Raw genomic sequence first — 26,689 nt, 5'->3', positions numbered from 1 at the left:
GGTCAGGACTCCTCGGGGCCGGGCCAGCCGGGCCAGCCGGACCCGGGCTCGTAGCCCTCCGGGTAGCACTTGCCCGCGTCGTTCTCGACGCCGGGCATGGGCGCCTCCGTGGGCTCGGACTCCTCAGTCTCCTCGGTTGCTTCGGACTCCTCGGTCTCCTCGGTCTCAGGAGCCTGCTGCTCCTCCGCCTGGCTGGGCGCGGCAGCAGTGATCTGCTCGTCCACCCACTCGTGGAGGACCTCATAGTCGGGGCTGTACGTCGAGGTGACGTCGTTGTTGATCTGCGCGGACTTGATCACTCCGCTCTGTATCGCGGCGGCCAGTTCGACGAAGGCACTCACCTCGCTCTGCGGGATGTCCGTGAGGATGTTCCGGCCGGCGGAGCCCGCGAGCTTCGGATAGGCGATCGCGAGCTCCTGCGGGTCGACCTGGTCGAGGGTGGACTTGAGCATCCGCTGCTGCCGGCACATGCGGTCGTAGTTGTCCGAGCCGTCGCGGGACCTGACGTACCAGAGCGCCTTCTGTCCGCTGAGCTTCTGCTCTCCCGGGTCGATCCAGCCGTAGATCTGGTTCTTCATGCCGGTGTTGAGGTTCGTGCCGCCGCCCATCGGGATCGGACGCTCGACATCGATCTCCACGCCGCCGATCGCGTCGACGACGTCCTCGAAGCCCTGCATGTCGACGCTCGCGTAGTAGTCGAGGCCCAGCCCCAGCGATCCCTCGACCGCCTGCATCGTGGCCTCCATGCCCGGATCGAGTGCCTCGGGCACCTCGCCGACGTCTTCGGGGTACTCCTCCGCCCAGGTCCACACGGCGTTGATCATGCTCTCCTGCGGGCCGAACGCGTTGAAGCCCTCGGGGAAGCGCTCTGCGAGCATGGAGCCCTCGGGGAACATGGCGCTGTTGAGGTTGCGGGGCACGCTGATGAGGGTCGTGTCGCCGGTGTGGGGCTTGATCGAGGCGACCAGCATCGTGTCCGGGCGGGTGCCCTCACGACCGTCGCCGTTGTCGCGACCGATCAGGAAGACGTTGATGCGCTCCTGGTTCCCCCACAGGGTCTCGATGTCGACTCCCTGCTTCCCATCACGGCCGAACACCTCGACGATGGCGTCCGCATGGACTTTCGAGTACGCGGACCCGATGCCCAGGGGGATGCCGACGCAGAGCACGAGCGAGGCTACGAGGCCCCATCCCAGCCACGTCTGCAGATCTGTGATCCGGTGGCCCCTCCGGAGCACTGCGTAGGACCTCAGGATGGTGAGTCCCCAGATGATGATGCCGATCGCGAGGACCACCGCGAGCGCATAGAGGATGGTCGGGGAGCCGGCGACGCGGGCCACCGCCTTGAGCGGGGAGCGCCAGACGACCCAGGCGAGGACGACGACGATCGCAGCGAGGAATCCCAGCAGCAGGATCCATCCTGTGCGGGAGCGTCCACGGATCATCCCGAGGCCCGGGAGCAGAGTGCCGAGGGTCGTCCACTTCACGATGGTGGGGAACGCGTCGCCCTCCCTGCGGGAGTGGCGGGGGCGGTCGTCGTCACGGGTGGACGCGGAAGCTGCTCCCGCACCCGGAGCTGTCCCCGTCCTCGGAGCTGCGGCTGCTGCGGCGGCGGCAGGGACGGCGCCTGTGCCGGCCGACGCCGCAGTGCCCTCCGTGCGCTGGGACGTTGGGCGGGATTCGTCGCCGAACGTGGGAGTCGCAGACGAGGCGGCGGCATCCGTCCCTCTGCGCCGCTGTGGGCGCGGCGACTGCTTCTCACGAGCCAGCGCCTCGCGGCGAGCACGACGGGAGGTGAAGCCCTGCGAGGCGGAATCGGCTGCGGAATCGGAGGTGGGAGACTGCGCCGCGGGGGTGTGCGCGGGGCCGCCGGCCGGGGAGTGGGAGGGAGCGGTGCCGGTGCGGGGAGCCGCAGGCATCGCCCCATCAGCGGGCTTCGCCTCCTCAGCAGCTGCCTCCAGATCGCTGTCGCGGGCGCCGAAGTAGTCGTCGCGCCGCACACCGTCCTCGCCGCGGAGTCGGGCACGGTCTGACGCGCGCAGCGGGCGCTTGTGTGCGGAAGGGTCACTTCCTGGGCGCTCGTCTCCGCGGCGGTCGTCGGCATCGGCCACTGGTGGGTCTCCTCGGGGCGGCACGCCTCACGGAACGCGGTCGAGGTGATCGTCCGGCGGGATGGGGCGTGTCTGGGGCAACGTGTCTCGCGAATAATAGTAGGGACTGAACTTGAGCTTTTGGTGACACCGCCCGTCTTTTGCCGCGCGGCTCGTCCGTTGTGTACTCTTGAGACGCTGTGCGTGAGTGCGCAGCAGTGGAGTCGTGGCTGAGCGGCCTAAAGCACCACCCTGCTAAGGTGGAGTCCTCTCTGAGGGGACCGTGGGTTCAAATCCCACCGGCTCCGCGTTTCTACCAGTTGCCGGGACATCGTTCATTCGATGCCCGGCATCTGTCGTTTCACGGGTGTGCGCGGGATGAGCGCGGTGAGCGGAATGAGACCGCAGTGCGGCCGGACGGCGCAGCGGCCCCGCAGTGTCGCATACTGGAGGGACGCAGAACGCACACTCATCGTGGAGAACGGAGTCGATCATGACGGAGCAGTCCTTCACCCTCACCTCGCATCTCGCGCGGGCGGCTCGCGCTCTCGTCGAGACCTCGGCGACGACCACCGGCCAGGGAGCGGATCTCACCCGCGGGCAGGTGCGGGACTTCGAGCGGGGCCGCATCGACCTCACCGCGGAGCAGCGCCTGGCTCTCCAGCACTCTCTCGAGGAACTGGGGGCGGTGTTCCTCGCGGACGATGCGACCGTCGGTGCGGGCAGCGGCGTGGGGGTGCGCCTCAAATTCAGTGCGGAGAAGTCTCGTCGCATCGACACGTGGGAGGGCGAGGGCGGCCCGGTCTACGAAGACGACGTCTGATCCGGCGCCCCGTGCGGATCCCCGGGCCGGAGGAGTGGCCGCCATGCGCATCGACGTGAACGCAGATCTCGGCGAGACGGTCGACGATGTCGCCGTGAGCGACGATGAGGCCATGCTCACGGTCGTGTCCAGTGCCAACGTCGCGTGCGGGTTCCACGCGGGAACCCCCTCGCACATCGCTCGGACGCTGGCGGCCGCGGCGGCGCGCGGCGTGACAGTCGGCGCGCACGTCTCCTACGACGACAAGCCCGGCTTCGGTCGCATCCCGATGGACTACGACCCCGGCGTCCTGGCGGACGAACTGCTCTACCAGATCGGGGCACTCGACGCCCTCGCCCGCGCAGCAGGCACCCGAGTCGCATACGTGAAGCCCCACGGAGCCCTCTACAACCGCATCGTGCACGATGACGTGCAGGCGCGTGCCGTGGTGGACGGAGTCCGTGCATTCGGTGATCTGCCCCTCCTGGTGCTCCCCGGCTCCGTCGTCGAGGATCGCGCACGAGCGGCCGGGCTGAGACCGGTGCGCGAAGCCTTCGCAGATCGTGGCTACGCGTCAGACGGAACGCTCGTCCCGCGCACAGAGCCCGGGGCCCTCGTCACCGACCCCGCGGCGGTCGCAGAACGGGTCGTCCGCCTCGCCGACCGCGGCACACTCATCGCGGTGGACGGTTCGGAGATCCGGGTCGACGCGGAATCGATCTGCGTCCACGGCGATTCGCCGGATGCAGTCGTGCTCGCCCGATCGATCCGTCGGGCTCTCCTGGGTGCGGGGGCTCGGATCGAGGGGTTCGCGTGACCGCGGACGCGCCGGACATCCGGCCGGCGGGCGATCGCGCCCTGCTCGTGGACGTCGGATCGCTCGCGGCGGCGATGACGTGGCAGTCAGCACTGCAGGGCGCCCCGCTGGGAGGTCAGGTCGAGGTCGTCGGTGCTGCTCGGACCGTGCTCATCCGCTTCTCCTCCGGTCCCGCCGCCGAGGCCGCAGTCGCCTCCCTGTCCTCGTTCACCCCTGCGCGGACGGGAGAAGACGCCCCCCGCGCGCACACACTCGACGTCGTCTACGACGGAGAGGACCTCGCGGAGACCGCCCGCCTGCTCGCCATGAGCACCGACGCGCTCGTCGCGGCGCACTCCACGACGGTGTGGCGGGCCGCGTTCGGTGGCTTCGCACCCGGGTTCGCATACTGCGCGGCGATCGCAGGTCCCGCAGCCGGTACGCAGTCACCGATGAGCGGCGCGCACGGACCCGCAGGCGACGCCCACGGATCCACAGCCGGCAGACCCCTGTGGGACGTGCCCCGGCTCACCGAACCTCGCACCGCAGTGCCTCCGGGCGCCGTGGGGCTCGCGGGGCCCTTCTCCGCGGCCTACCCTCGTCGCAGCCCGGGAGGATGGCGACTCATCGGATGCACCGACGCGGTGCTGTGGGACGGAGGGGCGGAGCGCCCCGCTCTCCTCGCCCCCGGCGACAGCGTCCGCTATCGCGCAGTCCGCGGCTTCGCTCGCACTGCTGCCCCCGACGTCGTCCGCACGGTGGATGAGGACAGCGACTCCGCCTCGCACACCCGCACAGTGCTCCGCGTCGAGGACCCGGGACTCCTCACCCTCATCGAGGATGAGGGGCGCCCTGGTCGCGGAGGCCTGGGGGTCTCCCCGTCGGGAGCAGCGGACACCGCGTCAGCCGTGGCCGCCAATGCGGTCGTGGGGAACCTGCCCGGAGCGCCCCTCCTGGAGATCGTGGGCGGTGCACGCTTCACCTGTCGTGCCGATGTGGTCGTCGCGGTGGCCGGGGCGGCTGGTGGCACGACCGTCGCACCGCAGCTGCTGCGAGCCGGGGAGGAGCTCGCGCTCGCCCCGGCCTCGGACCTCGCGCGGTCGTATCTGGCGCTGCGAGGAGGTGTGTCGGCAGCCCACGAGGTCGGTTCGGCCTCGGCGGATGTCCTGGCGGGCCTGGGGCCCGGCCCTCTCGTCGCCGGCGCCGAGGTCGCAGTCCCTGCCCGTGGCCCCGCAGCCTCCGTGGAGCAGGGAAGGGAGAACCCCGCACGGGTGCGGCGCGACGAGCAGCGGGCAGCCGCCGCGGGCGTGCGGCCGTCTGCGGACGGCTCCGAAGCGCCGGAACAGCTGTCTGTGGATTCCGAGTCCGTGGTCCTCCGCGCAGTCGCAGGTCCGCGCGACGACTGGTTCGCCGACGGCGAGCTCGCTCGGCTGGCCGCGATCCGCTGGGTGGTGGGGGAGCAGTCGAACCGTGTGGGCACACGGTTGGAGCCCGCAGACGGTGACGCGCCCCTGACTCGCTCCCGCGACGGTGAGCTCGCGAGCGAGGGGACGGTGACCGGAGCGGTCCAAGTGCCCCCCAGCGGGTCACCCGTCGTCTTCGGTCCGGACCGTCCGGTGACCGGCGGGTACCCCGTCATCGCCGCGCTCGTCGCAGAGGACCTCGACCTCCTCGCCCAGCTGTCGCCGGGCGCCTCCGTGCGCTTCGTCGTGGTGGACGGGGCGGAGCAGGGATGAGCTGAGCACGAAAGAGGGCCATCCGCATCCCGGCTCTTGGATGCGGATGGCCCTCTGGTTCGTGAGGACTCAGGACGTCACTTGAGGCCCAGGCGGTCGCGCAGCTCCTCGACCTCGGCTCGCAGTTCGGCGGGGACGTGCTCGCCCAGCTCGTCGTACCACGCGTCGATCGACTGGAGCTCTTCAGCCCACTCATCGGGCTTGACCTCGAGTGCCTTCTGGACCTGCTCCTCGGTGATGTCGAGGCCGTCGAGGTCGATGCCGCCCGCGACCGGCGCGAAGCCGACCGGGGTCTGCACAGCATCGGCGGTTCCGTTCACACGCTCGAACACCCACTTGAGGATGCGGGCGTTCTCCGTGAAGCCCGGCCACAGGAACGAGTTGTCCTCGGCGCGGCGGAACCAGTTGACGTAGAAGATCTTCGGCAGCCGGGCACCATCGGTCTTGCCGATGTTGATCCAGTGCTGCAGGTAATCGCCCACGTTGTAGCCGATGAACGGACGCATGGCCATGGGGTCACGACGCACGACTCCCACCTTGCCGACGGCTGCTGCGGTCGTCTCCGAGGAGAGGATCGAGCCCATGAAGACGCCGTGGTTCCAGTCGGAGGTCTGGGTCACCAGCGGCATGGTCGTCTTGCGACGCCCGCCGAACAGGATCGCGGAGATCGGGACGCCGTCCGGGTTCTGCCATTCCGGCGCGATCGTCGGAACGTTCGCGATCGGGGTGCAGAAGCGCGAGTTCGGGTGCGCGGCCGGGGTCTCCGACTCCGGAGTCCAGTCGTTGCCGCGCCAGTCGGTGAGGTGCGCCGGCTTCTCGTCGGTCATGCCCTCCCACCAGACACCGCCGTCGTCGGTGAGCGCGACGTTGGTGAAGACGTTGCCGCCTGCCTCGATCGCCGTCATCGCAGTGGGGTTGGTGACGTAGCCCGTGCCCGGAGCCACGCCGAACAGGCCGAACTCCGGGTTGACCGCGTACAGCTGGCCGTCCGGGCCGAAGCGCATCCACGCGATGTCGTCGCCCAGCGTCTCGGCCTTCCAGCCGGGGATGTTGGGCTCGATCATGGCGAGGTTCGTCTTGCCGCAGGCGCTGGGGAACGCAGCGGCGACGTACTTCGACTCGCCCTCCGGGTTGGTGAGCTTGAGGATGAGCATGTGCTCGGCGAGCCAGCCCTCGTCATGGGCGATCGCAGAGGCGATGCGCAGGGCGTAGGCCTTCTTGCCCAGCAGCGCGTTGCCGCCGTAGCCCGATCCGTAGGACCAGATCGAACGGTCCTCCGGGAAGTGGGTGATGTACTTCGTGGAGCTGCAGGGCCACGCGACGTCGTCCTGGCCGGGCTCCAGCGGAGCGCCGACGGAGTGGACGCACTCGACGAAGTCGGCACCGAGGCGGTCGATCGCCTCGAGGGCGACGTCACCCGTGCGCGCCATGATCCCCATGGAGAGGACGACGTAGGGGGAGTCGGTGACCTCGATGCCGAACATCGGCTGCGTCGCGTCGACGTGTCCCATGACGAAGGGGATCACGTACATGGTGCGTCCGCGCATCGCGCCGGCGAAGACATCGTTCAGGATGCCCTTCATCTCTGCGGGCGCCACCCAGTTGTTGAGGGGGCCGGCATCCTCTTCCTTCTCCGAGCAGATGAAGGTGCGGTCCTCGACGCGGGCGACATCGTCCGGGTCGGAAGCCGCGTAGTACGAGTCCTCGGGGTGGGACAGCTTGACGATGGTGCCGGTGTCGATCGCCTGGGAGAGGAGCGACGAACGCTGCTCCTCCGAGCCGGTGATCCATTCGATTGCATCGGGAGTCGTACGTTCTGCGATCGAGCGGACGAAGTCCAGAACCTTGGAGTTCTTCGTCGGCGCGTTCACGAGAAGGTCTTCGACTGAGCCACGGTCGATGACGGTCATGATGGGGTATCTCCTGGGTCGGACGCCCCCGGGTCCTCCGGGTTGACTCACACGCTACGGATGATGCGGAGTCTGGACCTCCTGTCCGGCGCCGAGGATCTGTGCTGTGACTCACAGAGGGCGAAGCTCTGACGTATATGAGTCATTCAGTTGACTCGTTCTGCCACACGGGTGACTGTTCATGCCATGTGAGTCATTCTCGGCCCTGCGGCTCGCCTGCAGGTGCACTGTCGAGGGTGTGCGCCCGAGGGTGACGCGGAGCTCACCGCGCAGGTTTGAGAAGGCTGATCCGTCTATGTATAGTAGTGCGAGTCGCAACGACGGCGCGCCACTAGCTCAACGGATAGAGCATCTGACTACGGATCAGAAGGTTGGGGGTTCGAATCCCTCGTGGCGCACCACAGGAAGAGGCCCCCGCCAGCGGAGACGCAGGCGGGGGCCTCTTCGTCTCGATCCCAGTAAGGTGCTCGTGTGCATTCGTTCACCGCCCGTCATCTGACCCCCTGGGCCCCCGCGATCGCAGCCGCGTCCGCGTTCGTGCTCTACGCCTCGTTCGCGATCCTCATGTGGCGCATCCACTACTCGCCGTCGTGGGACCTCGGAATCTTCACCCAGATGCTGTCCCAGTACGCGCAGGGCAATGCGCCGATCGTCGACATCAAGGGGCCCGGCTACAACCTGTGGGGCGATCATTTCCACCCCATCCTCATCCTGCTGACCCCGCTCTTCTGGGTCTTCCCGTCCGGTCTCACTCTCATGCTCGCGCAGGCCGCGCTCTTCGCGGCATCGGTCTGGCCCGTCGTCTCCCTGGCGTTCGAGCGGCTCACGGTCCGCGGTGCCTGGCTGCTGGCCTTCTCGTACGTGCTGTCCTGGGGACTGCTCAACGCGGTGCACTCCCAGTTCCACGAGATCGCCTTCGGCGTGCCGCTGCTGGCGTTCGGCCTGGTGTGGTGGATCCGCGGCAGGCGTCTGTCCGCGGTCGTGGCGATCGGACTGCTCGTCTTCGTCAAAGAGGACCTGGGGCTCACGGTCGCAGTGTTCGGGCTCGTCGTCTGGCTGCGGGACCGGTCCGAGCTCAGGCTTGCGCTGGCGCTCATCGCGTGGGGCGTGGGGTGGATGGTCTACGCAGTCATGCTCTTCCTCCCGCTGTTCAATCCGGAGGGCGGCTACGACTACACGGAGAACGTCTCGCTGGCGCAGACTCTGACGGACGGTCTGACGGTGAAGATCGGGACGGTCGGCTTCCTCGCCCTCGCCGCAGGCGCCATCGGTCTGCGGTCGCCGTACATGCTCCTCATGCTGCCCACGCTGGCGTGGAGGTTCGCGGGCACTGTCGAGGGCTACTGGGACACGAGCTTCCACTACTCGGCCGTGCTCATGCCGATCGCGGCGGTGAGCCTCATCGACGGCGCCGGGAGGGCTCACAGGTCCCTGGCCCCGCTCGTCGCCGCGATCGCCGCAGCGGCGCTGCTGAGCCAGACGAAGGCGGACCTCTTCTGGACGTCCGAGGGACACGCGGTCGACGCCGGCGGAGCGATCGAGGAAGCCTCTCAGTACGGCTCGGTCGCCACCGACGTCCGGCTGCTCGCCTATCTCGCACCGCACGCGCGCACGTACTGGTACGGAAGCATGGAGGACGCCGTGCCGGAGGCCGTGGTCCTTCGCCCTGACGACGTCGACTCCGCGATCGAGCCGTGGGCGGAGGAGCGCTTCGACGGCGACTGGGAGACCGTCTACAGCAGCGGCGGGTACGACCTCGTGGTGCCGGCAGGCTGAGCCCAGATGCACAGGCAGCAGAAGGGCCGGTCCGCGTCGTGCGGACCGGCCCTTCTGCTGGTGCAGGTCAGCTGATCGACCTCACCGGTGGTCAGACCCTGCGGCGGCGTGCGATGAGCAGAGCGATCGCGCCCGCTGCGACGAGGACGCCGCCCACCGCGAGTGCGGTGAGTCCGGTTCCCGTCCGCGGCAGGTCGCCGTTGCCGCGGTCGCGGTCTCCGCTGTCACCCTCGCTGTCGTCGCCACCGTCTCCGCCGTGGCCTCGGTCACCCTCGTCGCCGGAGTCACCCCGGTCGCCGCCCTCGTCGTCATCGCGCCCGTCGTCAGAGGGGTCGTCGGACGGATCCTGCGTGGGGTCACCGCTGGGGTCCTGCGATGGATCGTTCGTGGGCTCGTCTGACGGATCGTCGCTCGGATCCGCGGAAGGCTCCTCTGACGGATCGCCGGTGGGGTCCTCGGACGGCGTATCGGTCGGCTCGTCCGTCGGGTCATCCGTGGGATCCGGCGCCGGTGTGTCCGCGCCGCGGGCGAGGCCCATGATCAGGGGATCGTGGTCCGACGATCGGAAGGGACCCTCCGCATGGAGGTCCGTCACGTTGTTGTTGTACCGGCTGTACTCGAGGCCGATCGATTCGACGGAGTTGATGTTCCAGATGTCTGCGCCGGTCACGTCTTCGACGAGCCCATCCGACGCGAGGACGTGGTCCAGGCTGCCCACACGGCCGCCGAACAGGTACGTCTGCTCGTCGGTGAAGTCCTTGCCGATGTTCGCATACCCCGCGGAGTAGAGGACCTGCATGGGGTCCTCCTCCGTGTAGGAGTTCAGATCACCGAGCAGCACGACGTCGTCAGTGCCCGCCGCTGCCTTCTGCGCGTCCGCGAAGTCGACGAGAGCCTCTGCCTGGTCCACGCGGTCGGCGTTCGAATTGCCCTGGCCGTCGCCGTTGTCGACGTTGCCCTCACCGGAGCCGGACCCCTTCGACTTGAAGTGGTTGACGATCGCGACGAACGGCTCGTCGTCGTCGCCGGTCGTGAACGCCTGGGCCAGCGGTTCGCGGGCATTGCTGAACGCGTCACTGCCCGTGAGGATCGTGGAGCCGCCGACGGGCTGGACATCGGTCGGCTGGTAGATGAACGCGGTGCGGATGACGTCCTCGCTCTCCGGCAGCTCCTCCGGTGATTCCGCGAACGCCCACTTGTCGGATCCGGCATCCTCATTCAGCGCGTCGACGAGGATCGACAGCGACTCGTCGCGGTCCTTGTCGAATGCGGCGGACTGCTCGATCTCCTCGAGAGACAGGACGGAGGCGTCCAGGCCGTTGATCGCATCGACGATCTTGGACTGCTGGCGCTCCAGGTTGTCCGCGTCCCATGCGCCGCGGGCGTCGCAGCCCCCGCGCACGGTGGTCGGATCGCCCTCGCGGTCCTCGTAGAACGTGCAGCCGTTCAGCTGGTCGCCGGTCGTCGTGAAGTAGTTGAGCACGTTGAAGCTCGACACGGTGATGTCGCCTCCCACGTCCTGCGGTGCGGCTTCGCGGGTGTCCTCGAACGTCGCCGGCTGGACATCGTCGGCATTCTCGCCGGTCAGCCACTCGGTGGGCTGCAGACGCCACATGTCGAACCCGTAGCCCACGACGACCGGATCGGAGAAGGTCGCTGCGCCGCCCACCCGGAGCGGATCATCCGTCGAGACGTAGGGAACGGGGACATCGGAGGCCGAGCCTGTGTAATCGACCGATGCCCCGTCGTCCAGGACGTAGGCGCGCTGAGCGCTCTCCTCCTCGTACGCGATCGCCTCGGCCCCGGGGGAGACGACGTCGGTCGCCTGGAAGAGGGGCTCCGTGCCGTTGACCAGCCCGACCTCTCCGTACCGGTTCGTGCCGTAGGTGTCCGACACCGTGATGTCGCCCGTCGGCAGGATGAGCATCGATTCGAGCGACTCGCGGGCGTCGTCGCCCTCGGGGAACTCGCCCTCGATCGGGGTGGGTGCCTCGAGTGCCTCGTCGAGCTGCTGCAGGCCGCTCGACGTGACGGTGATCTGGGTCTGCCCGTAGTACTCGGAGACCGCACCGGTGACCTGCACGGAGTCGCCGACTGCGACCTCGGCGGCGGTCTGCGGCGAGTACACGAACAGGCCGTCGGACGCATCGCCGGCCTCTTTCGCGGCGCCGCCGGTCCCGGCGGTCTGGATGGTGTACCCGTTCAGGCCGCCGTCGGCCCAGACCGCGGTGACGACGCCGTCGGTGGTGACAGTCTGACCTGTGTAGTCAGATTCCGGGCCAGTGCCCTGGATGTCCGCGATCGGGAGCGATTCGCCGGGTTCCTGCGGCGGATCAGTCTCGCCGCCGTCGTCGCCGGGCAGTGCGTCAGGAGTGGGCGCGCCCGCGGTCCACGAGCCGTCGATCAGCTGGATCGACTCGCCGCGAGGCGCCGTGGCGCCGGTGGGCGTGGCCTCCTGGCCGCGCACCGATTCCGGCAGGTTCGACGAGTTCGTGGCCGTGACGCCTGCACCGCCCACGACCCCGCCGACCTGGTCGAAGTCGACGAGCGCGCCGTCGGCGTCCACGACGAATGCGGAGGATCCGTACGAGCCGTCCGCGGCGGCGCCGGAGTTCACGGAGTTCGTGATGGGCACCTCGACGGCGAGGGCGCCGGAGTCGCCCACGGCGATGCCGTCGGCGAGCGTCGTCACGTGAGCTTCCGAGTGCGGGCTGCCGCCGCGGGTCACCGAGCCGACGGTCCAGCCGGAGACGTCGGTGCCGGGGTCCGCTGCGATCTCGATGAAGTCCGTGTCGTCGCCGCCGGCATAGGCGATCTCGGAGATCTCCGGCTGGTCGGCGGCCTGCGCGGAGATCGGCAGGAGCATGGGGCTCGTGACGACGGCGGCGGTGACCGCCGCGGCCAGCGTGGCCCGCAGCTGCGGGGAGGTGGAAGTGGGCATGGAGTGGGGTCCTCGATCTGTCGGAGCCCGCACCGGGGCGCGGGGCTGTGTGGCGGGGCTCTGGCGGGGCTGAGACGGGCAATGGCTCCGAATGCGGCTGCGCTCTCAGAGCGGACACGCACACACTACCCAGGATGCACACAGGAACAGCGACGTGCGAGGGAACTGCGGGTGAACGGTCGGCTGGCGCGGGAGGGTGCGGCGTCGGCCTTGACCTCGCCGTCTCTCCTGTGTCACTGTATTAACCACTTAGTACAGTGACACAGAGGGGAGGCTCCGATGCAGTTCGATACGTCGACACCTATCTGGGTCCAACTGGTCGCAGACTTCTCGCGCCGGATGGCGACGGGGACGTGGGCGGCGGGCGCTCGCGTCCCGGGCGTGCGCGAGCTCGCGGTCGACGTGGGGGTCAATCCCAACACGGTGCAGCGGGCTCTGGCGGAGCTGGAGCGCGCAGGGCTCTGCCGGTCGGAGCGCACCGCGGGCCGCTATGTCACCGACGACGAGGACCGGCTGGACCGACTGCGCATCGAGCTCGTCGGTGACGCCGCCGATGACTTCATCCGCCGCGCACGCGGTCTGGGCATGGGCCGCGCACAGGTGCAGGAGCTCCTCGAGGAGAGATGGAACGACCATGACGGAGATGACCGAGCATGACGACCGCAGACACGCCGACGACCAGCACGCCGACGGGTGGGGCGAGCAACCTGACGGCGACCCCGCTGTCGGCGTACTTGAGACCGGAGCAGCACATGAGGCCTGAACAGCAGAGGGGGGCCGGCCCGATGACCGATGACACGAGAATCCCGCCGCTCCTGCGGACCCGCGACCTGCGGCTCACGTACGGCGCCAGGCAGGCGCTCGACGGTGTGGACCTGGACCTTGCTCCGGGCCGCATCGTCGGGCTGCTGGGGCCGAACGGGTGCGGAAAGACCAGTCTGCTGAAGATCCTCGCGGGAGTGCTGACCGGCTACTCGGGGGAGGCGACGATCGCGGGGCACGCGCCCGGACCGGAATCGAAGGCGCTCGTCTCCTTCCTCCCGGACGCCAGTGCGCTGCCGAACGGGGCGCGGGTGAGCACCTGCATCGCGATGTACCGCGACTTCTTCGCGGACTTCGACGAGGACCGGGCGCACGAGCTCGTCGGATTCTTCGGCCTGGACGAGTCGATGCGGCTCAAGCAGATGTCGAAGGGCATGCGGGAGAAGGTCCAGATCGCGCTCGCCCTCTCGCGGAGGGCGCGCGTCTACCTGCTCGACGAACCAATCTCCGGGGTCGACCCCGCAGCGCGGCAGACGATCCTCGACGGGATCCTCCGCGGATTCGACGACGACGCGCTCATGATCGTCTCGACGCACCTCGTGCACGACCTCGAGCCGGCGCTCGACGCGGCGGTCTTCATGGACCGCGGGCGCGTCGTCCTGACCGGTATGGCCGACGAGCTCCGCGAGGAGCATTCCGCCGGCCTCGACCAGATCTTCAGGGGGATGTTCCGATGATCACCACACTCCTCGCACATGAATGGCAGCGGACCCGCGTCATGGTGGGCGCCGTGACGGGGATCGCGCTGCTCGTCGTCGGCGCGGCCGCGCTGCTCATCGCCCCCGGGTGGCCGGGGCTCTCGCTGTTCGGCATCCTGCTCGGGGCGGCGGTGCTCTGCGGGTACGTCCCCGTCCTCCAGGTGCTGCTCGCGGTCGACTACTGGCGCTCGAGCTACGGCCGCACCGGGTACTTCACGCAGACGCTGCCGATCCGCGGCGGGACGATCTTCGCGGCGAAGTTCCTCCACATGAACCTCGTGATCCTCGCGGGACTCCTCGTGACGGTGCTGCTGGTGCCCCTCTACTGGTGGGGCCTCGCCTCCGGCGGCATGGTGGACCTCGGTCTGTTCGCCGCGGTGCGGGAGCTCTGGGCCACCATCACAGCGGTCCTCTCGCCCCTCCTGATGCTCGGCGCCGTCGCGGCCTTCCTCGGCCTCATGCTGTCGGGGCAGGCGATGTACACCTTCAGCGCGTCGATCGGCAGCGAGACGCCGATCAACCGTCTGGGATTCGGAGGCCCCGTCGTCGTCTACCTCGTCCTCTACGGCATCTCGCAGGTGCTCACGTTCGCGGCGCTCTTCGCGATCCCCCTGGGAATCGGCATGACCGGGGACGGGCTGGGGCTCGTGAGATTCGACGTCCTCGCAGAGGTGACGGGGGGCGCGGAATCCGACGAGGTCATGCCGGTGGCATTCCTCGCGCCGCTCCTCCTCATCGGAGCCCTGTGCGTGTGGCGGACAGCGCACTCGTGGAACCGGAAGGTCGCGCTGACCTGAGCCGCCGATCGAGCAGTGAGGGCCGAGGTCAGCGACGCTGCTTGAACTCCACCTCCACGAACGCGCACTCCTCGTCCGATTCGTTCACCACGTTGTGGGTGCTGCCGATCGGGCGGGTGTAGGAGGCACCGGGCGCCAGGGCGTTGTCGAAGTCGCCGTCCGGGGTGCGCACGCGCAGCGTCCCGCCGGTCGTGGGGACCACGACGTAGTCGAGTTCGTGCGTGTGCATCCCGGTCTGCGAACCGGGCGGGAATCGCCACTCCGTGACCCGCGTGAGGTCGTTGTCGATCTGGACCGTCGCGATCGCGGTCGTGCGGGTGTCGTCCATGGCACGACGCTATCAGCGGCGAGGACGACCCCACCGTCACCCCGCCGCAGACGATGGGCGTCGCGCCGGGTCCGTGGGTCGTGCCGTACCCGTGAGTGATGCACTGCGAGGCGAGCGCCGCGCCCAATAGCCCACGACCGCTGCAGACACTGCCGCGGGCCACAGGAAGAACGGGACGTAGGCGATCAGCAGGAGCACTCGTTCGCCGTCGGACATCCCGATGTCCGGTGTCCAGCCGTCGGTGATCCCCATCCACCTGCGCATGAGGGCCGCTGCGAGTGGCAGGAGGATCATCCACAGTGCGATGGCACCGGCGGTTCCGGCCGCCGTGGGGATCAGCCGGTGGATCGTCCTGCCGCCCACAGCCGGCAGCCAGTGGGGGAGGACCTCGCCCCAGGAGCGGATCAGCCCGAAGCACAGCAGTGCGACCAGCAGCTGGACGGATTCGAGTCCGACGACGTAGATCGCGGCGCCCGCCGAATCGCGATAGCTCGCCGCATCGCGGAAGCCCACGTCGATGCCCGCGAGCATCGCCATCCTCCACAGGATCGACGGCAGCGGGAGGAGAAGGCTCGCCCACCCGGCGACCGCGGCCCAGCGGGGGACCGGTGCGCCGACGACGCCCGGGTGTCGGAGAGTGTGTGTGCCCATACTCCGAAGCTAGTGGCCTCATCCTCCTCGGCAGAGGGGGAAGGCCCGACGAATGCGGTGGGGAACCTCCTGCCGCGGGCCGGCCCCTCCCCTCAGCCGCGGAGGCGGTCGGCCAGGGCGTGGAACGAGCGGCTCGCCGTGCCGAAGCGGTGCAGCGTCATCGACACCGCCTGTTCGTGCACATAGTGGCGCAGCTCGACCTCACCGGAGCCGGTGACGGGCCCCTCGAGGATGGCGACCTCCGGACGCTCCTGGGTCGTGCGCCGCAGGGCGTCCTCGACCGCGCCGACGACCCGGACGCGAGCCCCCACGGTGTCGTCGATCTCTCCGGCGGCCACACGCGCGGCGAACGCGTCCGCGTCCTCGACCACGACCTCGGCGGCGGAGGGTGCCGTGCCTGCGGCCACAGGCGCGAGGCTCCACCCGAGCGGTGCACCGGCCGTCGTCGCGGCGTGGGCGAGTCGCTCGAGCACCTGGGGGGCGACTGCCTCGGTCACACGGATCGTGACGGCCCGGGGAAGGACGCGGAGGATGTTCGCCTCCGACTCCAGCCCCGTCGGGTCGGCGGGCCGCATCGACTCCCACCCGTCGCGGTCCGATTCCTTCGCTGCCGCCAGCCATGCGCCCGGGTCCGCAGGGCCGGCATCATGCCACGTGCCGAACTGCATGAGGTAGCGCGGGCCGCCCGCCTTCGAGCCCAGTCCCACGCTCGACTTCTTCCACCCGCCGAACGGCTGGCGCTGGACGATGGCACCGGTGATCCCCCGGTTCACATACACGTTGCCGGCCTCCACACGATCGAGCCACGTCTCCACCTCGGCCGCATCGAGCGAGTGGATGCCCCCTGTGAGGCCGAAGTCGACAGCGTTCTGCATGTCGATGGCCTCCTCGAGCGACGAGGCGCGCATGATGCCGAGGACCGGTCCGAACACCTCCGTGAGGTGGAAGTGCGAACCGGGCGCCACGCCCGTCTTGATGCCCGGAGACCACAGGCGACCGGTGTCGTCCAGGCGTTCGGGTTCCAGCAGCCATTCCTCGCCGGGCTCGAGCGTCGTGAGCGCCTGCAGCAGCTTGTCCTCCGGATCGACGGTGAGCGGCCCCATCGACGCGGCGTGGCTGTGGGTGCGCTGCGCACCGTCCGGGCCGACGGTCGGCCAGCCCACGATGAGGGAGGACGCGGCGTCCACCAGTTGATCCCGGAACCGCTGCGAGTCCGCAGTCGATCCGACGAGGATCGCGAGCGATGCGGCGGAGCACTTCTGTCCCGCGTGCCCGAAGGCGGACGTCACGAGGTCGGCGACCGCCAGATCCCGGTCCGCGGACGGAGTGATGACGAGTGCGTTCTTGCCCGAGGTCTCGGCGGCGATCTGCAGGTCCGTCCGGAAGGACCGGAACAGCGATGCGGTCTCCGACGACCCGGTGAGGATGACGCGGTCGACGTGAGGGTGGGACACGAGGGCGCGCCCCACCTCGCGCTCGTCCGTCGTCACGAGCTGCAGGACGTCCTCCGGCACACCGGCCTGGTGGAGGCACTCGATGATGAGGGCCGAGCACCGCGGGGTCGGAGACGACGGCTTGTGGATCGCGGACGCACCCGCAGCGAGAGCCGCGACCGTCGACCCCGTGGGGATCGCGACCGGGAAGTTCCAGGGCGGCGTGATGAGCACGACGGAGTCTGGAGCGAACTCCGCGCCCTCCACCCGGTCGAGGTCCTGAGCCCGCAGCGCGTAGTAGCGGAGGAAGTCGATGGCCTCCGACACCTCGGGATCGGACTGGTCGGGCGTCTTGCCGACCTCGTCGGCCATGACGGAGAGGAACTCGCCCCGCCGTGCACCCATGATGTCCGCGGCGCGCAGGAGCATGCGGCCCCGATGCTCGGCCCCTGCATCGCGCCATCCGGCAGAGGCGGCACGTGCACGCCCGACGACTGCGTCGACCTCATCGGAGTCCGTGAGGTGCGTCGCATGCAGCGCTGCCCCGCCGTCGCTGTCGCGGTGCTCTTCCCACCAGCGGCGGTTGGAGGCGAGTGCCGGGTCCGTGTCCGGTTCATTGCGGAACTCCCCCGGCAGGGGAGGGGGTTCCGAGGAGGCGGTTCGGACCGCGGCGGCCTCCGCGACGCGGTCCTGGGTGCGGCGGGGTGCGGGAGGAGTGTCGTCGTCCGCTGCGATCGTGTCGGTGAGGCTGGCGACCGAGGCGCGGAACCGGGCCTCCTCGCGCTGGAAGATGTGATTGCCGTTGCGCAGCTCCGTGATCCCGGACATGAAGTTCTCCGGGGAGGAGTTCTCATCCAGGCGGCGGACCAGGTAGGACACGGCCGCATCGAAGTGGTCCGGGTGGACGGCGGGGACGTAGAGACGGATGTCGCCCACATCCCGTCCGATCGCGGCGGCCTCTGCCCGTGCCATGCCCTGGAGCATCTCGAACTCGACGGAGTCGTCGACGCCGCGAGCGCGTGTGAGCTCGTGGGCGAAGGCGATGTCGAAGATGTTGTGGCTGGCGATGCCCATGCGGAGGCCGTCGAGGTGCTCGCGCCGCAGGACCCAGTCGAGGACCCGCTTGTAGTTGGCATCGGTGTCCTCCTTCGACGGGCACACCGTCACAGGCCACCCGGCGAGCTCGCCGTGGACCTGTTCCATCGGCAGGTTCGCGCCCTTGACGAGGCGGATCTTGATGCCTGCACCGCCGCGGGCCACACGAGCGGCGGCGAACGCGGACAGACGCTGCACGGCACTCAGCGCGTCCGGCAGGTACGCCTGGATGACGATTCCCGCCTCGTAGTGGAGGAGCTCCGGTTCGCTGAGCAGTCGGGTGAAGACCGCCATCGTGAGCTCGAGGTCCTGGTACTCCTCCATGTCGAGGTTGACGAAGGCCGTGCCGGCGGGCTGGGCGGCGGCGAAGCGCAGCAGCGGGCGCAGGCGCTCGCACACCATGTCGGTGGACTCCTCGAACGCCCACAGATCGATCTGGGAGGCGATCGAGGACACCTTCACGGACACGTAGTCGACGTCGCCGCGCTGCAGGAGCCGCTGGACCTGCTCCGTGTGGTGCGCGGCCTCGGTCTCACCGAGCACGGCCTCACCCAGCAGATTGACGTTGAGCTTCGATCCGTCGGCGCGAAGGGAGGCGACCGCGCGGCCGAACGGTCCCGGTCGGGCGTCGACGATCATGTGGCTGAGCATCTGGCGCATCCGGGCCCGGGCAGCGGGAACCACGACCTGCGGGATGACAGGGGCCAGCGCGGCGCCGGTGCGTATCTGCGCGCGGTCCAGAACGGGGAGCGAGGCGGGTGCACTCCCCGCGATGTCGACGAGCGCGGCGCCCGCGGCGCGAGGGTCCTCGGTGCGGATCACACGATCGACGAACCCCACGGTGAAGTCGACTCCGCCCTCATCGCCGAGGACCGCGGCGAGCCGGTCCGCGGACGGATCCTCGACCTGCAGGCCGGAGGCGATTCGCAGCCATCGGCGCGAGGTGTCGACGGCGCGGTCCGCGATCTCGGTGAGCTCCGCGTTCCGGGCGACCGGTGAACGGTCGACGCCGACGGCTGCGGTGTCGGAGCCGGCCGTGGGAGGTGTGGCGGGGGTGCGGGTCTGCATGGTGGTCTCCTCTGCTGCGTCCTCGTCAGCTGTCCGAGTCGGATCCGCGCTGAGTCGCGGTCCACATCTGTCTCCAGTGTGCGCGCCGGGTTGCGAGGCGGTCACGGTCTGCGCCCGCGTTCTGCGGTGAATGAGTCATAATTGGTCGGACGGTGGTGGGGCCGGACCGAAGGCCGGGCCCGGTGACAGGGTTCGTTGAGGAGGTCCGATGGTGGGGTCTGGCGGTGGGTCCGGTGCAGGGGCGGCGCGCGGTCGGCCCCGGATCCAGGAGACCGCGGACGCCGCGGTGGCGCGGATGCTCGCCGGAGCGGGTGAGTCGGTGGACCGACCTGCGTGGTCGACGAGGTCGCTGGCGGAGCGCATGGGACTGAGTCAGACGATCGTGTCCCGTGCGGTGCGGCGGCTGGCGGACGGTGACGCGGACAGCGGATGCGGGGCTCCCTCGAGCGCCGGCCCGCCGGCTGTGCACCGTCTCGTCCTCACAGCGGTCGACGTCGACGGTCATGCGTGCAGGACGACCTTCGACGTCGCGCCGCAGGATGCCCAGAGCGCGCCGGCATCCGGTTCGCGCGTGCACAGGCGCCGGCGCGCGGCCTTCCGTGCGGCGATCGGGGTGCTCGGCGTCTCCGAGCCGCCGGGGCTGGAGGAGGACCTCGCGTCGGCAGTCGATGTGCCGCTGGGCGCCCTCGCGGCCCTGGCGGAGGCGGTGGAGTCGGGCGACGCGGGGCGGAGGGTGTCGTGGAGGCCGCTGCCGGATCCTGCGCAGGCGGCGAGTCGACGAGCGGCTGGGGTCCGGAGCAGGACAGCGGTCGGGGCTCAGGCAGAGGGTCCGATTTCTGACTCGTCGGAGGATCTGGACGTCTGGCTGCCACGTGCGGGGGTGTCTGTCACGGAGATGCTCGCAGTGCGCCTGCGCGACGCGATCATCGCGTCCGACCTGCGTCCGGGAGACGCCCTCACCGCCGCATACACCGCACGGCTGCTGGATGTCCCACGATCAGTGGCGGCCGATGTGCTCCGGAGGATGGTCGACGATGAACTCCTGGACGGCAGTCGTGGGCACGTGCGCATCCCTCTGGCATCCGCGAACGACGTCATCGAGCTCTACGCCGCACGCATGCTCCTGGGCGATGTGCTGCTGCGTGCCGCGTCCTCACGGCCTCGTCGGCACCTGCTGCGAGCGCGACGGGTGCTCGACGTCATCGCAGCGGGGGCCGCGGCCGGCACCAACGTGGGCGACGCGGACCTGCGGTTCCAGCAGGAGGTGGCCCGCGCCTCGGGCCTCGAGCAGACGGTGAGGCTCTTCGAATCGTCGACGGTGCGCGTGCGCATGCTCATCGCTGTCCTGCGGATGGACTACGCGCGCACAGCCCAGAGCATCCTGGCGGATGATCGTCGGATCCTCGCAGCGCTGGTAGCGGGGGACGCGGACGGGGCGGTGCGGGCGTGGCATCGGAAGACGGACGCCGCTGTCCGCCACATGCACGGCCGCGCGAGGCACGCGGCGTTCGACGTCGCTCTGTGGCGCCTGCTCACCGCACTGTGAGAGGCACGCGCCGGACACCTAGGATGTGATGCGGAAGACACCCTCAGGCGCGTCGTGGTCCCGTCCTCCGGCGCGCAGACCCGAGCAAGGAAGCTGGTCCTGATGCCCGAATCTCCCGCCGTGCTGTGGCGCCCCGATCCCGCGACCGTCGAAGCCTCGCAGATGCGTGAGTTCCAGAGGCTCATGGGTGAGCGCCACGACGCGCCCCAGGGCGACTACGCAGAGTTCTGGCGGTGGACGATCGATCGACTCGACGTCTTCTGGGAGGAGATCATCGAGTTCTCGGGCGTCGTGTGGGAACGCGGTGACGGACCGGTGCGCGACGGCGACACCATGCCCGACGTCCGCTGGTTCCCGGGTGCACGGATCAACTACGCGGAGAACCTGCTGCGCTGGTCCCACGAGCGGGGCGACGAGCCGGCGATCATCGGCCGCCACGAGGACGAGCGCCGTGAGGTGCTCACGTGGGACGAGGTGCGCGGACAGGTGGGGGCGCTCGCGGCGCGGCTGCGGAACTGGGGCGTGGGCCCGGGGGACACCGTGTGCGCGGTCCTGCCGAACGTGCCGCAGACAGTCATCGCGCTGCTCGCGACAGCCGCCGTCGGCGCGGTCTGGTCCGTCGTCAACACCGACTTCGGACCACGGGGCGTAGCGGAGAGGTTCGCGCAGATCGAACCGAGTGTGCTCTTCACCGCGGACTCCGTCCTCTTCAACGGGAAGACGCTCGACCTGACCGAGGCGATCCCCGCTCTGCTTGCGGTGCTGCCGACGGTCACCCGGCACGTGCTCGTCGATCAGGCGCCAGGGCGCTCGCCGGGCGAGCGCGGGTCCGTCGTGCGGTCTGATGACGGCCGCGACGTCTCGTCGGAGCTGTTCTCCTCCGTCGTCGGATCGCCGCAGGAGCCGGACTTCGAGCGGGTCGAGTTCTCCCATCCCCTGTGGGTCCTCTACTCATCCGGGACGACCGGAGCGCCCAAGGGCATCGTCCACGGGCACGGCGGAGTCGTGGTCGAGGCGAATCGGGCGAACATCCTCCAGTACGACGGTCGACCGGGCGACATCCAGTACTCCGCCGTCGCGACGACGTGGGTGGTGTGGAACCTCATCGTCAACGCGCTGAGCCGCGGCTTCACGATCGTCACGTATGACGGGGCGCCGTTCGCCGGCGGTCCGCACCGGCAGTTCGAGCTCCTCGCATCGGAGCGCGTCACGCACTTCGGGACCGGTGCCGCGATCCTGTCGACCGCTCAGCGGCTGGGGTATTCGCCCCAGGCCGACTACGACCTGTCCGGTCTGCGATCGATCCTCTCGACCGGCTCGCCGCTGCCGGACCCCACGTGGGACTGGGTGTACGAGCAGGTGAGCGCGACAGTGAAGCTGGGCTCCGATTCCGGCGGCACGGACATCGCCAGCGGGTTCATCGGTTCGAACCCCACCGCACCCGTGGTCCGCGGCCGGCTGCAGGGGCCGTACCTGGGCGTGGCGGCGGATTCGTGGGACTCCCACGGGAAGCCGGTGACGGGAGAACTGGGCGAGTTCGTCGTCACCGCTCCGATGCCGTCGATGCCCGTGGCGTTCTGGAACGATGCGGACGGCTCCCGGTACCGCGAGGCGTACTTCGACGCGTTCCCCGGCGTGTGGCGCCATGGAGACTGGGTCACGCGCCACGACGATCAGAGCTACGTGATCCACGGCCGCTCCGACTCGACGATCAACCGCGGCGGTATCCGCATGGGCTCCGCGGACATCACGCAGATCGTCGACCGGGTCGCGGGTGTGCACGCGTCCATGGTCATCGGTGCGGAGCTGTCGGGCGGCGACTACTACATGCCACTCTTCGTCGTGCCGGTCGACGGCGGTGCGGTCGACGACGATCTGGAGGAGCGGATCGTCGCAGCCATCAGGGAGCAGCTCTCGCCGCGCTATGTCCCGGACGAGATCATCCCCGCGCCGGGTGTGCCGACGACCCGGACCGGAAAGCTGCTCGAGATCCCGGTCAAGCGCCTGCTTCAGGGCGGCGATCCGCAGAGTGTGAATCGAGATGCGGCTGCGGACACGAGCGTGCTCGACTGGTACATCGACTTCGCCGCGAACCGACGCTGAGGCGCCGGCTGGGGGTGGAACGACACGCCCCTGCCAAGAGGCCGGCTCGACCTGAGCAGCGTCGGGAGCGACGCGATGTCCTCCGCCTGACGTTCCGGGCCGGCGGCGATGTCCTCCGCATGAGTACGACTCAGGAGGTGGGCGTACCGGTGGTCTCCGAGCCGGACCGCGAATCGTCCGTCACGAAGCTTGGCGCGGCAGCGGGTCCCTGATAACGGGTCTGCCCGCGCGGCGCCCCGGACATCGAGTCCGGGGCGCCGCGCGGGCGTTCGATCCCGGCTGTGCGTGCCGGCGTCTCTGCCGCCGGCAACCGTGCCGCTGCGATCAGCGTCGGCGGGTGACGGTGAGTGCCGCGACGCCCACTGCGATCAGCGTGATCGCCAGACCGAGGGCCATTATGGAGTCCGCGCCGGTGCGGGGGAGCGACGTGGGCAGGGGGTCGTCCTCGGCAGCGTCACGCGGCGCGTCGTTCGGCTGGTCCGGCGCGGACTCCACTGGCGGAGCCTCGGGCGTCTCCGGAGCCTCATCCACTGGCGGAGCCTCGGTGGTCTCCGGTGCGTCGGGGGTCGTGGCCCCGTCGGGGGACTCGCCGACGTCCGGAGTGCTGTCCGGTGACTCGGAGGGGGTTTCCGGAACCTCAGGTTCCGGGGAAGACTCCGGGGCTGTCGTCGGTGCCGGAGGCTCCGTGGAGGGAGTCTCCTCGGGTTCCTCAGAGGGCGTCTCAGCGGGCTCTTCTGACGCTTCTTCTGTGGGTTCGGGCGTTCTGGTGGGAACCGGCGGCTCCGGTGTGGCCGATGGTGTGGGCAGGGTGGTCGGTCTGGGCATCGGGAGCTCGACGCGGGGCTGATCGGTCTCCTCGGGCTGCGGCGGGCGCTCGTAGACCGCCTGCGCAGTGGCGTTCGTGGGTTCCCCGGCTGTGACGACTGCCTGCACACGATCGGAGCCGAGGCCTCGGGGGCGGTGCAGCTCGACCGTCGTCGCCGGCAGCTCCGCAGCGGAAGCGTCGACGACGAGGCGATCTGCGTCGAGGTCGGTGAGCGCGACGACCGTCGGCTGCTCGGCTGTCACGACGCTGTCCACAGCAGTGCGTGCGCCTGTCGCGTCCAGATCCACGCGGTGGCCGGCCATCGGCTGACCCGAGGCGCTGGTGAGTGACACGACGGCCTCCAGCGGGAATCCGGAGGTCGGCTGCGTCCCGTCGTCTGAGGAGGACCGGTCGACAGCCTCGTCGACACCCACGGCAGCGTCGCGCAGAGGGGGACCGAACTGCCCGTCGAGCGCTCGGAACGTCCGCACGCGGATGTCCACCGACAAGGTGTAGGGGCCGGCGAACAGCTCTGCGTCGTTCTCGATCGCGGCGAACTCCGCGGCGGCGTCCGCGAACGCGGCACCCAGTTCCGACGGATGGCCGGGTGGGATCTGGTGGCGGTGGGGTATCTCCTCATCGAGCCGTACCAGTGCGGACAGCGCGGACTGGACATCTGCCGACTCCGACTGGGCGTGCGTGTCGAGCGCCCAGCCGGACCGGGCTGATGCGATCGCCTCGCCTTCCTGGTCGCCGTCGAAATGCCGGCTGTGGGGCGTCCTGAGCCCCGCGTCCACGCAGTAGGCGAAGTCGTCCGGGAACGTCCGATAGGCGCCGTACCAGGTGCGCCCCTGCTCGGCCGTGTACCACTGGCCCGGCCCCAGGACGCTGTCGACGGACCGGCCGAGCAGCCACGTCCCCTCCTGTGACGCGGACAGCTGCGGATCGGAATCGCCGCCGAGGCTCGTGTCGGCACCGTCCTGGTCGGATCCGCCCAGCCGTGCGTGACCCCCGAGCTGAGCCGCACTGATCAGCCGAGCCGATCGGCTCACCATGAGCGTCCCGTCCCTTTCTTCCGGCCCGTCCAGTCGTGTCGGAGGGCCGAGCGCTGTGGGCTCTCCCTCGCGCTGTGCGGAGGCGTCGGAGACGGGGGCGTGAACGGTGCCGCCCTGACCTGGTTGCCGAGGATGCTCGGACCGCTCGACATGCTGCAGTGAGTGGCCCGCTGCCGGAGCGACGGCCGGGGAGACGACGAGCAGAGAGGTGAGGAGTGCTGCGCAGGCGGTGCGGGCAGTCGGACTGAGGTGCATGCGTGGTGTCATGGCGCCATTCGACGGGTCCGGAGGGGTCGAGCACAGGGCTGCAGGGGGACTGTGGACGGACCGGCCGTCCTCCACACCGTTGTGTGCGCATCGCGGGGCCGAAGCGGGCGGGGGCTGTGACCTCGAGTCAGGCTGACGATTGCTGCGGCGCCATCCGACAGGGCCGATTCAGTGCGGGAACACCCACGGGAGTAGAGTCGGAGTGTTGTGGCACGTGAGGCACTCCCATGCTCGTGACGTGCCCCCAGAACCGACCTGCATGTGAAGAGGCGAGGGTTTCGATGACCACACCCACGGACAACGCTGACGTCGTACTGATCGGCGGCGGCATCATGAGTGCGACGCTCGGTGCGCTGCTGAACGACCTGCAGCCCGACTGGGACATCCGTGTCTACGAGAAGCTCGACTACGTCGCCCGCGAGAGCTCCCACGCGTGGAACAACGCGGGGACCGGGCACGCAGCGCTGTGTGAGCTCAACTACTCGCCGCGGACCGCTGACGGTGACATCGACATCACCAAGGCCGTCACGATCAACGAGCAGTTCCACCAGTCGCGCCAGTTCTGGTCCTTCCTCGTGAAGGAAGGGATCGTCGCGGACCCGTCGACGTTCATCAGCCCCGTGCCCCACATGTCGTACGCACGCGGTGACAAGGGCCGCGACTACATCCGCGACCGCTACGAGACGATGGTCCGGAACCCGCTCTTCGCGGACATGGAGTACACGGACGACCCCGCGACGCAGGCGGAGTGGCTGCCACTCATGTTCGACAAGCGCGGGCCGGGGCAGGTCAACGGCGTCTCGAAGGTGGACCTCGGCACGGACGTGGACTTCGGGTCGCTCTCCCGCCAGCTGCTGACCCACGTCGAAGACAACGGAGTGCAGATCCGCACGGCACACACCGTGACGGACCTCGAGCGGTCTGCCGACGGGTGGAAGGTCTCCGTCCGGGACGACCGCGCACACGAGACGACCGAGGTCAACGCGAAGTTCGTCTTCGTCGGAGCCGGTGGTGGGGCACTCCACCTCCTCCAGAAGTCCGGGATCGCGGAGGGGCGCGGCTACGGCGGCTTCCCCGTGTCGGGCCTGTTCCTCCGCACATCCGACCCGGAGCTGGTGGACCGCCACTACGCGAAGGTGTACGGCCAGGCCGCGACGGGTGCTCCGCCGATGTCCGTGCCGCACCTCGATACCCGCGTCATCGACGGCAAGCGCTACCTGCTGTTCGGCCCCTACGCGGGCTTCTCTCCGAAGTTCCTCAAGGGTGGCAGCTTCTTCGATCTCCCCTCCTCCGTGCGCGGGAACAATCTGCCGGTCATGCTCAACGTCGCCAAGGACAACTTCGATCTCGTCACCTACCTCATGGGTCAGCTGGCGGAGTCGAAGAAGGGCCGCTTCCAGTCGCTCGAGGAGTTCACTCCCGAGGTCGATCCTGAGCAGTGGGATCTCATCACTGCGGGGCAGCGCGTGCAGATCATGAAGCGCGACCCGCAGAAGGGCGGTGTCCTGGGCTTCGGCACGGAGGTCGTCTCCGCGGCCGACGGCTCGATCGCCGCTCTGCTGGGCGCTTCGCCGGGCGCCTCGACGGTCACGTCGATCATGCTCGGCCTGCTGGAGCGCTGCTTCCCGCAGCAGTACGCGAGCTGGGAGCCGCGCCTCAAGGACATGGTCCCGTCGCTCGGTCGACAGCTGAACGAGGACGAATCGCTCCTCAGGGAGATCTCCGACTACACGGCGGGCACCCTGCAGATCGGCTGATCCGCTGGAGGTCCGTGCTCACGCGTCCGAGGCCCCGTCGTCCGCGAGGACGGCGGGGCCTCGTCGTGGAGTGACCGCCTCGTCGTGGAGGGGCAGAAGAGGCTCGGAACCTGTCGTTGCGGAACCGTCACGAGGCACGGAGCGCAGTGTCAGGCGGCGACCGTAGACTTGCGACAGACCAGAGCCCGACGTGCGTGCGGCGGGTGGCGAGAC

Annotated in this window: 17 protein-coding genes and 2 tRNA genes; 12 read left to right on the top strand and 7 right to left on the bottom strand. The window is 69.5% G+C overall.

Annotated features, from left to right (window positions below; translation table 11 throughout):
- Positions 1-2: 2 nt before the first annotated feature.
- Entirely contained in the window at positions 3-2,111 is a 2,109-nt protein-coding gene (locus BJEO58_RS01460) for an LCP family glycopolymer transferase (protein ID WP_101587068.1), read from the bottom strand.
- A gap of 199 nt (positions 2,112-2,310) precedes the next feature.
- On the opposite strand from BJEO58_RS01460, the gene BJEO58_RS01455 reads away from it, so the two are divergent.
- The 4 genes from BJEO58_RS01455 to BJEO58_RS01440 all read left to right on the top strand — a co-directional run bounded on the left by BJEO58_RS01455 (position 2,311) and on the right by BJEO58_RS01440 (position 5,424).
- A tRNA-Ser gene (locus tag BJEO58_RS01455) sits at positions 2,311-2,398 on the top strand.
- A gap of 185 nt (positions 2,399-2,583) precedes the next feature.
- Complete coding sequence (locus tag BJEO58_RS01450) at positions 2,584-2,913, top strand: transcriptional regulator (protein WP_101587065.1); 330 nt, start codon at positions 2,584-2,586, stop codon at positions 2,911-2,913.
- Between the two features lie 43 nt (positions 2,914-2,956).
- Positions 2,957-3,709: a LamB/YcsF family protein gene (locus tag BJEO58_RS01445; RefSeq protein WP_101587063.1), complete on the top strand. Its 753-nt coding sequence runs from the start codon at positions 2,957-2,959 to the stop codon at positions 3,707-3,709.
- Positions 3,706-5,424 carry a 5-oxoprolinase subunit B/C family protein gene (locus tag BJEO58_RS01440; protein WP_246075924.1) on the top strand — a complete coding sequence of 573 codons (1,719 nt, stop codon included), beginning with the start codon at positions 3,706-3,708 and terminating at the stop codon, positions 5,422-5,424. Before BJEO58_RS01445 ends, BJEO58_RS01440 begins: the two co-directional genes overlap by 4 nt.
- A gap of 77 nt (positions 5,425-5,501) precedes the next feature.
- Here the strand turns inward: BJEO58_RS01440 and BJEO58_RS01435 are convergent, their stop codons facing one another.
- Positions 5,502-7,334: a phosphoenolpyruvate carboxykinase (GTP) gene (locus BJEO58_RS01435; RefSeq protein WP_101587061.1), complete on the bottom strand. Its 1,833-nt coding sequence runs from the start codon at positions 7,332-7,334 to the stop codon at positions 5,502-5,504.
- 325 nt (positions 7,335-7,659) lie between these two features.
- On the opposite strand from BJEO58_RS01435, the gene BJEO58_RS01430 reads away from it, so the two are divergent.
- Positions 7,660-7,735 (top strand) — tRNA-Arg (locus BJEO58_RS01430).
- Between the two features lie 70 nt (positions 7,736-7,805).
- Entirely contained in the window at positions 7,806-9,110 is a 1,305-nt protein-coding gene (locus BJEO58_RS01425; RefSeq protein ID WP_246075925.1) for a DUF2079 domain-containing protein, read from the top strand.
- Positions 9,111-9,201: 91 nt separating this feature from the next.
- Here BJEO58_RS01425 and BJEO58_RS01420 read toward each other — a convergent pair whose 3' ends face one another.
- Positions 9,202-12,051 carry an ExeM/NucH family extracellular endonuclease gene (locus tag BJEO58_RS01420; RefSeq protein ID WP_101587060.1) on the bottom strand — a complete coding sequence of 950 codons (2,850 nt, stop codon included), beginning with the start codon at positions 12,049-12,051 and terminating at the stop codon, positions 9,202-9,204.
- 279 nt (positions 12,052-12,330) lie between these two features.
- Between BJEO58_RS01420 and BJEO58_RS01415 the strand changes: the two genes are divergently transcribed.
- Genes BJEO58_RS01415 through BJEO58_RS01405 form a run of 3 tightly spaced genes read left to right on the top strand, consistent with a single transcriptional unit; the run spans position 12,331 to position 14,368 of the window.
- Positions 12,331-12,708 (top strand): GntR family transcriptional regulator, encoded by a 378-nt coding sequence (locus BJEO58_RS01415; RefSeq protein WP_101587058.1) that lies wholly within the window; start codon positions 12,331-12,333, stop codon positions 12,706-12,708.
- Positions 12,705-13,550, top strand: a complete 846-nt coding sequence (locus BJEO58_RS01410) for an ABC transporter ATP-binding protein (RefSeq protein WP_246075926.1) — start codon at positions 12,705-12,707, stop codon at positions 13,548-13,550. Before BJEO58_RS01415 ends, BJEO58_RS01410 begins: the two co-directional genes overlap by 4 nt.
- Positions 13,547-14,368 (top strand): hypothetical protein, encoded by an 822-nt coding sequence (locus BJEO58_RS01405; protein WP_101587056.1) that lies wholly within the window; start codon positions 13,547-13,549, stop codon positions 14,366-14,368. The genes BJEO58_RS01410 and BJEO58_RS01405 overlap by 4 nt, the downstream gene beginning before the upstream one ends.
- 28 nt (positions 14,369-14,396) lie before the next feature.
- Here the strand turns inward: BJEO58_RS01405 and BJEO58_RS01400 are convergent, their stop codons facing one another.
- The 3 genes from BJEO58_RS01400 to BJEO58_RS01390 form a co-directional block, all read right to left on the bottom strand.
- The gene (locus BJEO58_RS01400; protein WP_101587055.1) at positions 14,397-14,696 is read right to left on the bottom strand and encodes a cupin domain-containing protein; all 300 of its coding nucleotides are present in this window, start codon (positions 14,694-14,696) and stop codon (positions 14,397-14,399) included.
- A 36-nt stretch (positions 14,697-14,732) separates the two neighbouring features.
- Positions 14,733-15,347 carry a hypothetical protein gene (locus tag BJEO58_RS01395; RefSeq protein ID WP_101587053.1) on the bottom strand — a complete coding sequence of 205 codons (615 nt, stop codon included), beginning with the start codon at positions 15,345-15,347 and terminating at the stop codon, positions 14,733-14,735.
- A gap of 92 nt (positions 15,348-15,439) precedes the next feature.
- A complete protein-coding gene (locus BJEO58_RS01390; protein WP_101587052.1) occupies positions 15,440-18,943 on the bottom strand; it encodes a proline dehydrogenase family protein in 3,504 nt (1,167 codons plus the stop codon).
- 208 nt (positions 18,944-19,151) lie between these two features.
- On the opposite strand from BJEO58_RS01390, the gene BJEO58_RS01385 reads away from it, so the two are divergent.
- Complete coding sequence (locus tag BJEO58_RS01385; protein ID WP_101587050.1) at positions 19,152-20,489, top strand: GntR family transcriptional regulator; 1,338 nt, start codon at positions 19,152-19,154, stop codon at positions 20,487-20,489.
- Between the two features lie 102 nt (positions 20,490-20,591).
- Complete coding sequence (locus BJEO58_RS01380; RefSeq protein ID WP_101587048.1) at positions 20,592-22,592, top strand: acetoacetate--CoA ligase; 2,001 nt, start codon at positions 20,592-20,594, stop codon at positions 22,590-22,592.
- 324 nt (positions 22,593-22,916) lie between these two features.
- Here BJEO58_RS01380 and BJEO58_RS01375 read toward each other — a convergent pair whose 3' ends face one another.
- Positions 22,917-24,719, bottom strand: a complete 1,803-nt coding sequence (locus tag BJEO58_RS01375) for a hypothetical protein (RefSeq protein WP_144573795.1) — start codon at positions 24,717-24,719, stop codon at positions 22,917-22,919.
- A 281-nt stretch (positions 24,720-25,000) separates the two neighbouring features.
- On the opposite strand from BJEO58_RS01375, the gene BJEO58_RS01370 reads away from it, so the two are divergent.
- Entirely contained in the window at positions 25,001-26,476 is a 1,476-nt protein-coding gene (locus BJEO58_RS01370; RefSeq protein WP_101587044.1) for a malate:quinone oxidoreductase, read from the top strand.
- Positions 26,477-26,689 lie beyond the last annotated feature (213 nt).

This window comes from Brevibacterium jeotgali, assembly GCF_900169175.1.
Lineage (GTDB): Bacteria > Actinomycetota > Actinomycetes > Actinomycetales > Brevibacteriaceae > Brevibacterium > Brevibacterium jeotgali.
The sequence above is the reverse complement of the archived record's forward strand: the minus strand, read 5'-3'. Positions and strand labels throughout refer to the sequence as shown.

Bases quoted from the DNA above. Each gene is read 5' to 3' on its own strand.
- BJEO58_RS01380 (WP_101587048.1), top strand. From the start codon at position 20,592: ATGCCCGAATCTCCCGCCGTGCTGTGGCGCCCCGATCCCGCGACCGTC.
- BJEO58_RS01400 (WP_101587055.1), bottom strand. From the start codon at position 14,696: ATGGACGACACCCGCACGACCGCGATCGCGACGGTCCAGATCGACAAC.
- BJEO58_RS01415 (WP_101587058.1), top strand. From the start codon at position 12,331: ATGCAGTTCGATACGTCGACACCTATCTGGGTCCAACTGGTCGCAGAC.
- BJEO58_RS01410 (WP_246075926.1), top strand. From the start codon at position 12,705: ATGACGACCGCAGACACGCCGACGACCAGCACGCCGACGGGTGGGGCG.
- BJEO58_RS01420 (WP_101587060.1), bottom strand. From the start codon at position 12,051: ATGCCCACTTCCACCTCCCCGCAGCTGCGGGCCACGCTGGCCGCGGCG.
- BJEO58_RS01375 (WP_144573795.1), bottom strand. From the start codon at position 24,719: ATGACACCACGCATGCACCTCAGTCCGACTGCCCGCACCGCCTGCGCA.
- BJEO58_RS01390 (WP_101587052.1), bottom strand. From the start codon at position 18,943: ATGCAGACCCGCACCCCCGCCACACCTCCCACGGCCGGCTCCGACACC.
- BJEO58_RS01435 (WP_101587061.1), bottom strand. From the start codon at position 7,334: ATGACCGTCATCGACCGTGGCTCAGTCGAAGACCTTCTCGTGAACGCG.
- BJEO58_RS01395 (WP_101587053.1), bottom strand. From the start codon at position 15,347: ATGGGCACACACACTCTCCGACACCCGGGCGTCGTCGGCGCACCGGTC.
- BJEO58_RS01445 (WP_101587063.1), top strand. From the start codon at position 2,957: ATGCGCATCGACGTGAACGCAGATCTCGGCGAGACGGTCGACGATGTC.
- BJEO58_RS01405 (WP_101587056.1), top strand. From the start codon at position 13,547: ATGATCACCACACTCCTCGCACATGAATGGCAGCGGACCCGCGTCATG.
- BJEO58_RS01370 (WP_101587044.1), top strand. From the start codon at position 25,001: ATGACCACACCCACGGACAACGCTGACGTCGTACTGATCGGCGGCGGC.
- BJEO58_RS01385 (WP_101587050.1), top strand. From the start codon at position 19,152: ATGGTGGGGTCTGGCGGTGGGTCCGGTGCAGGGGCGGCGCGCGGTCGG.
- BJEO58_RS01450 (WP_101587065.1), top strand. From the start codon at position 2,584: ATGACGGAGCAGTCCTTCACCCTCACCTCGCATCTCGCGCGGGCGGCT.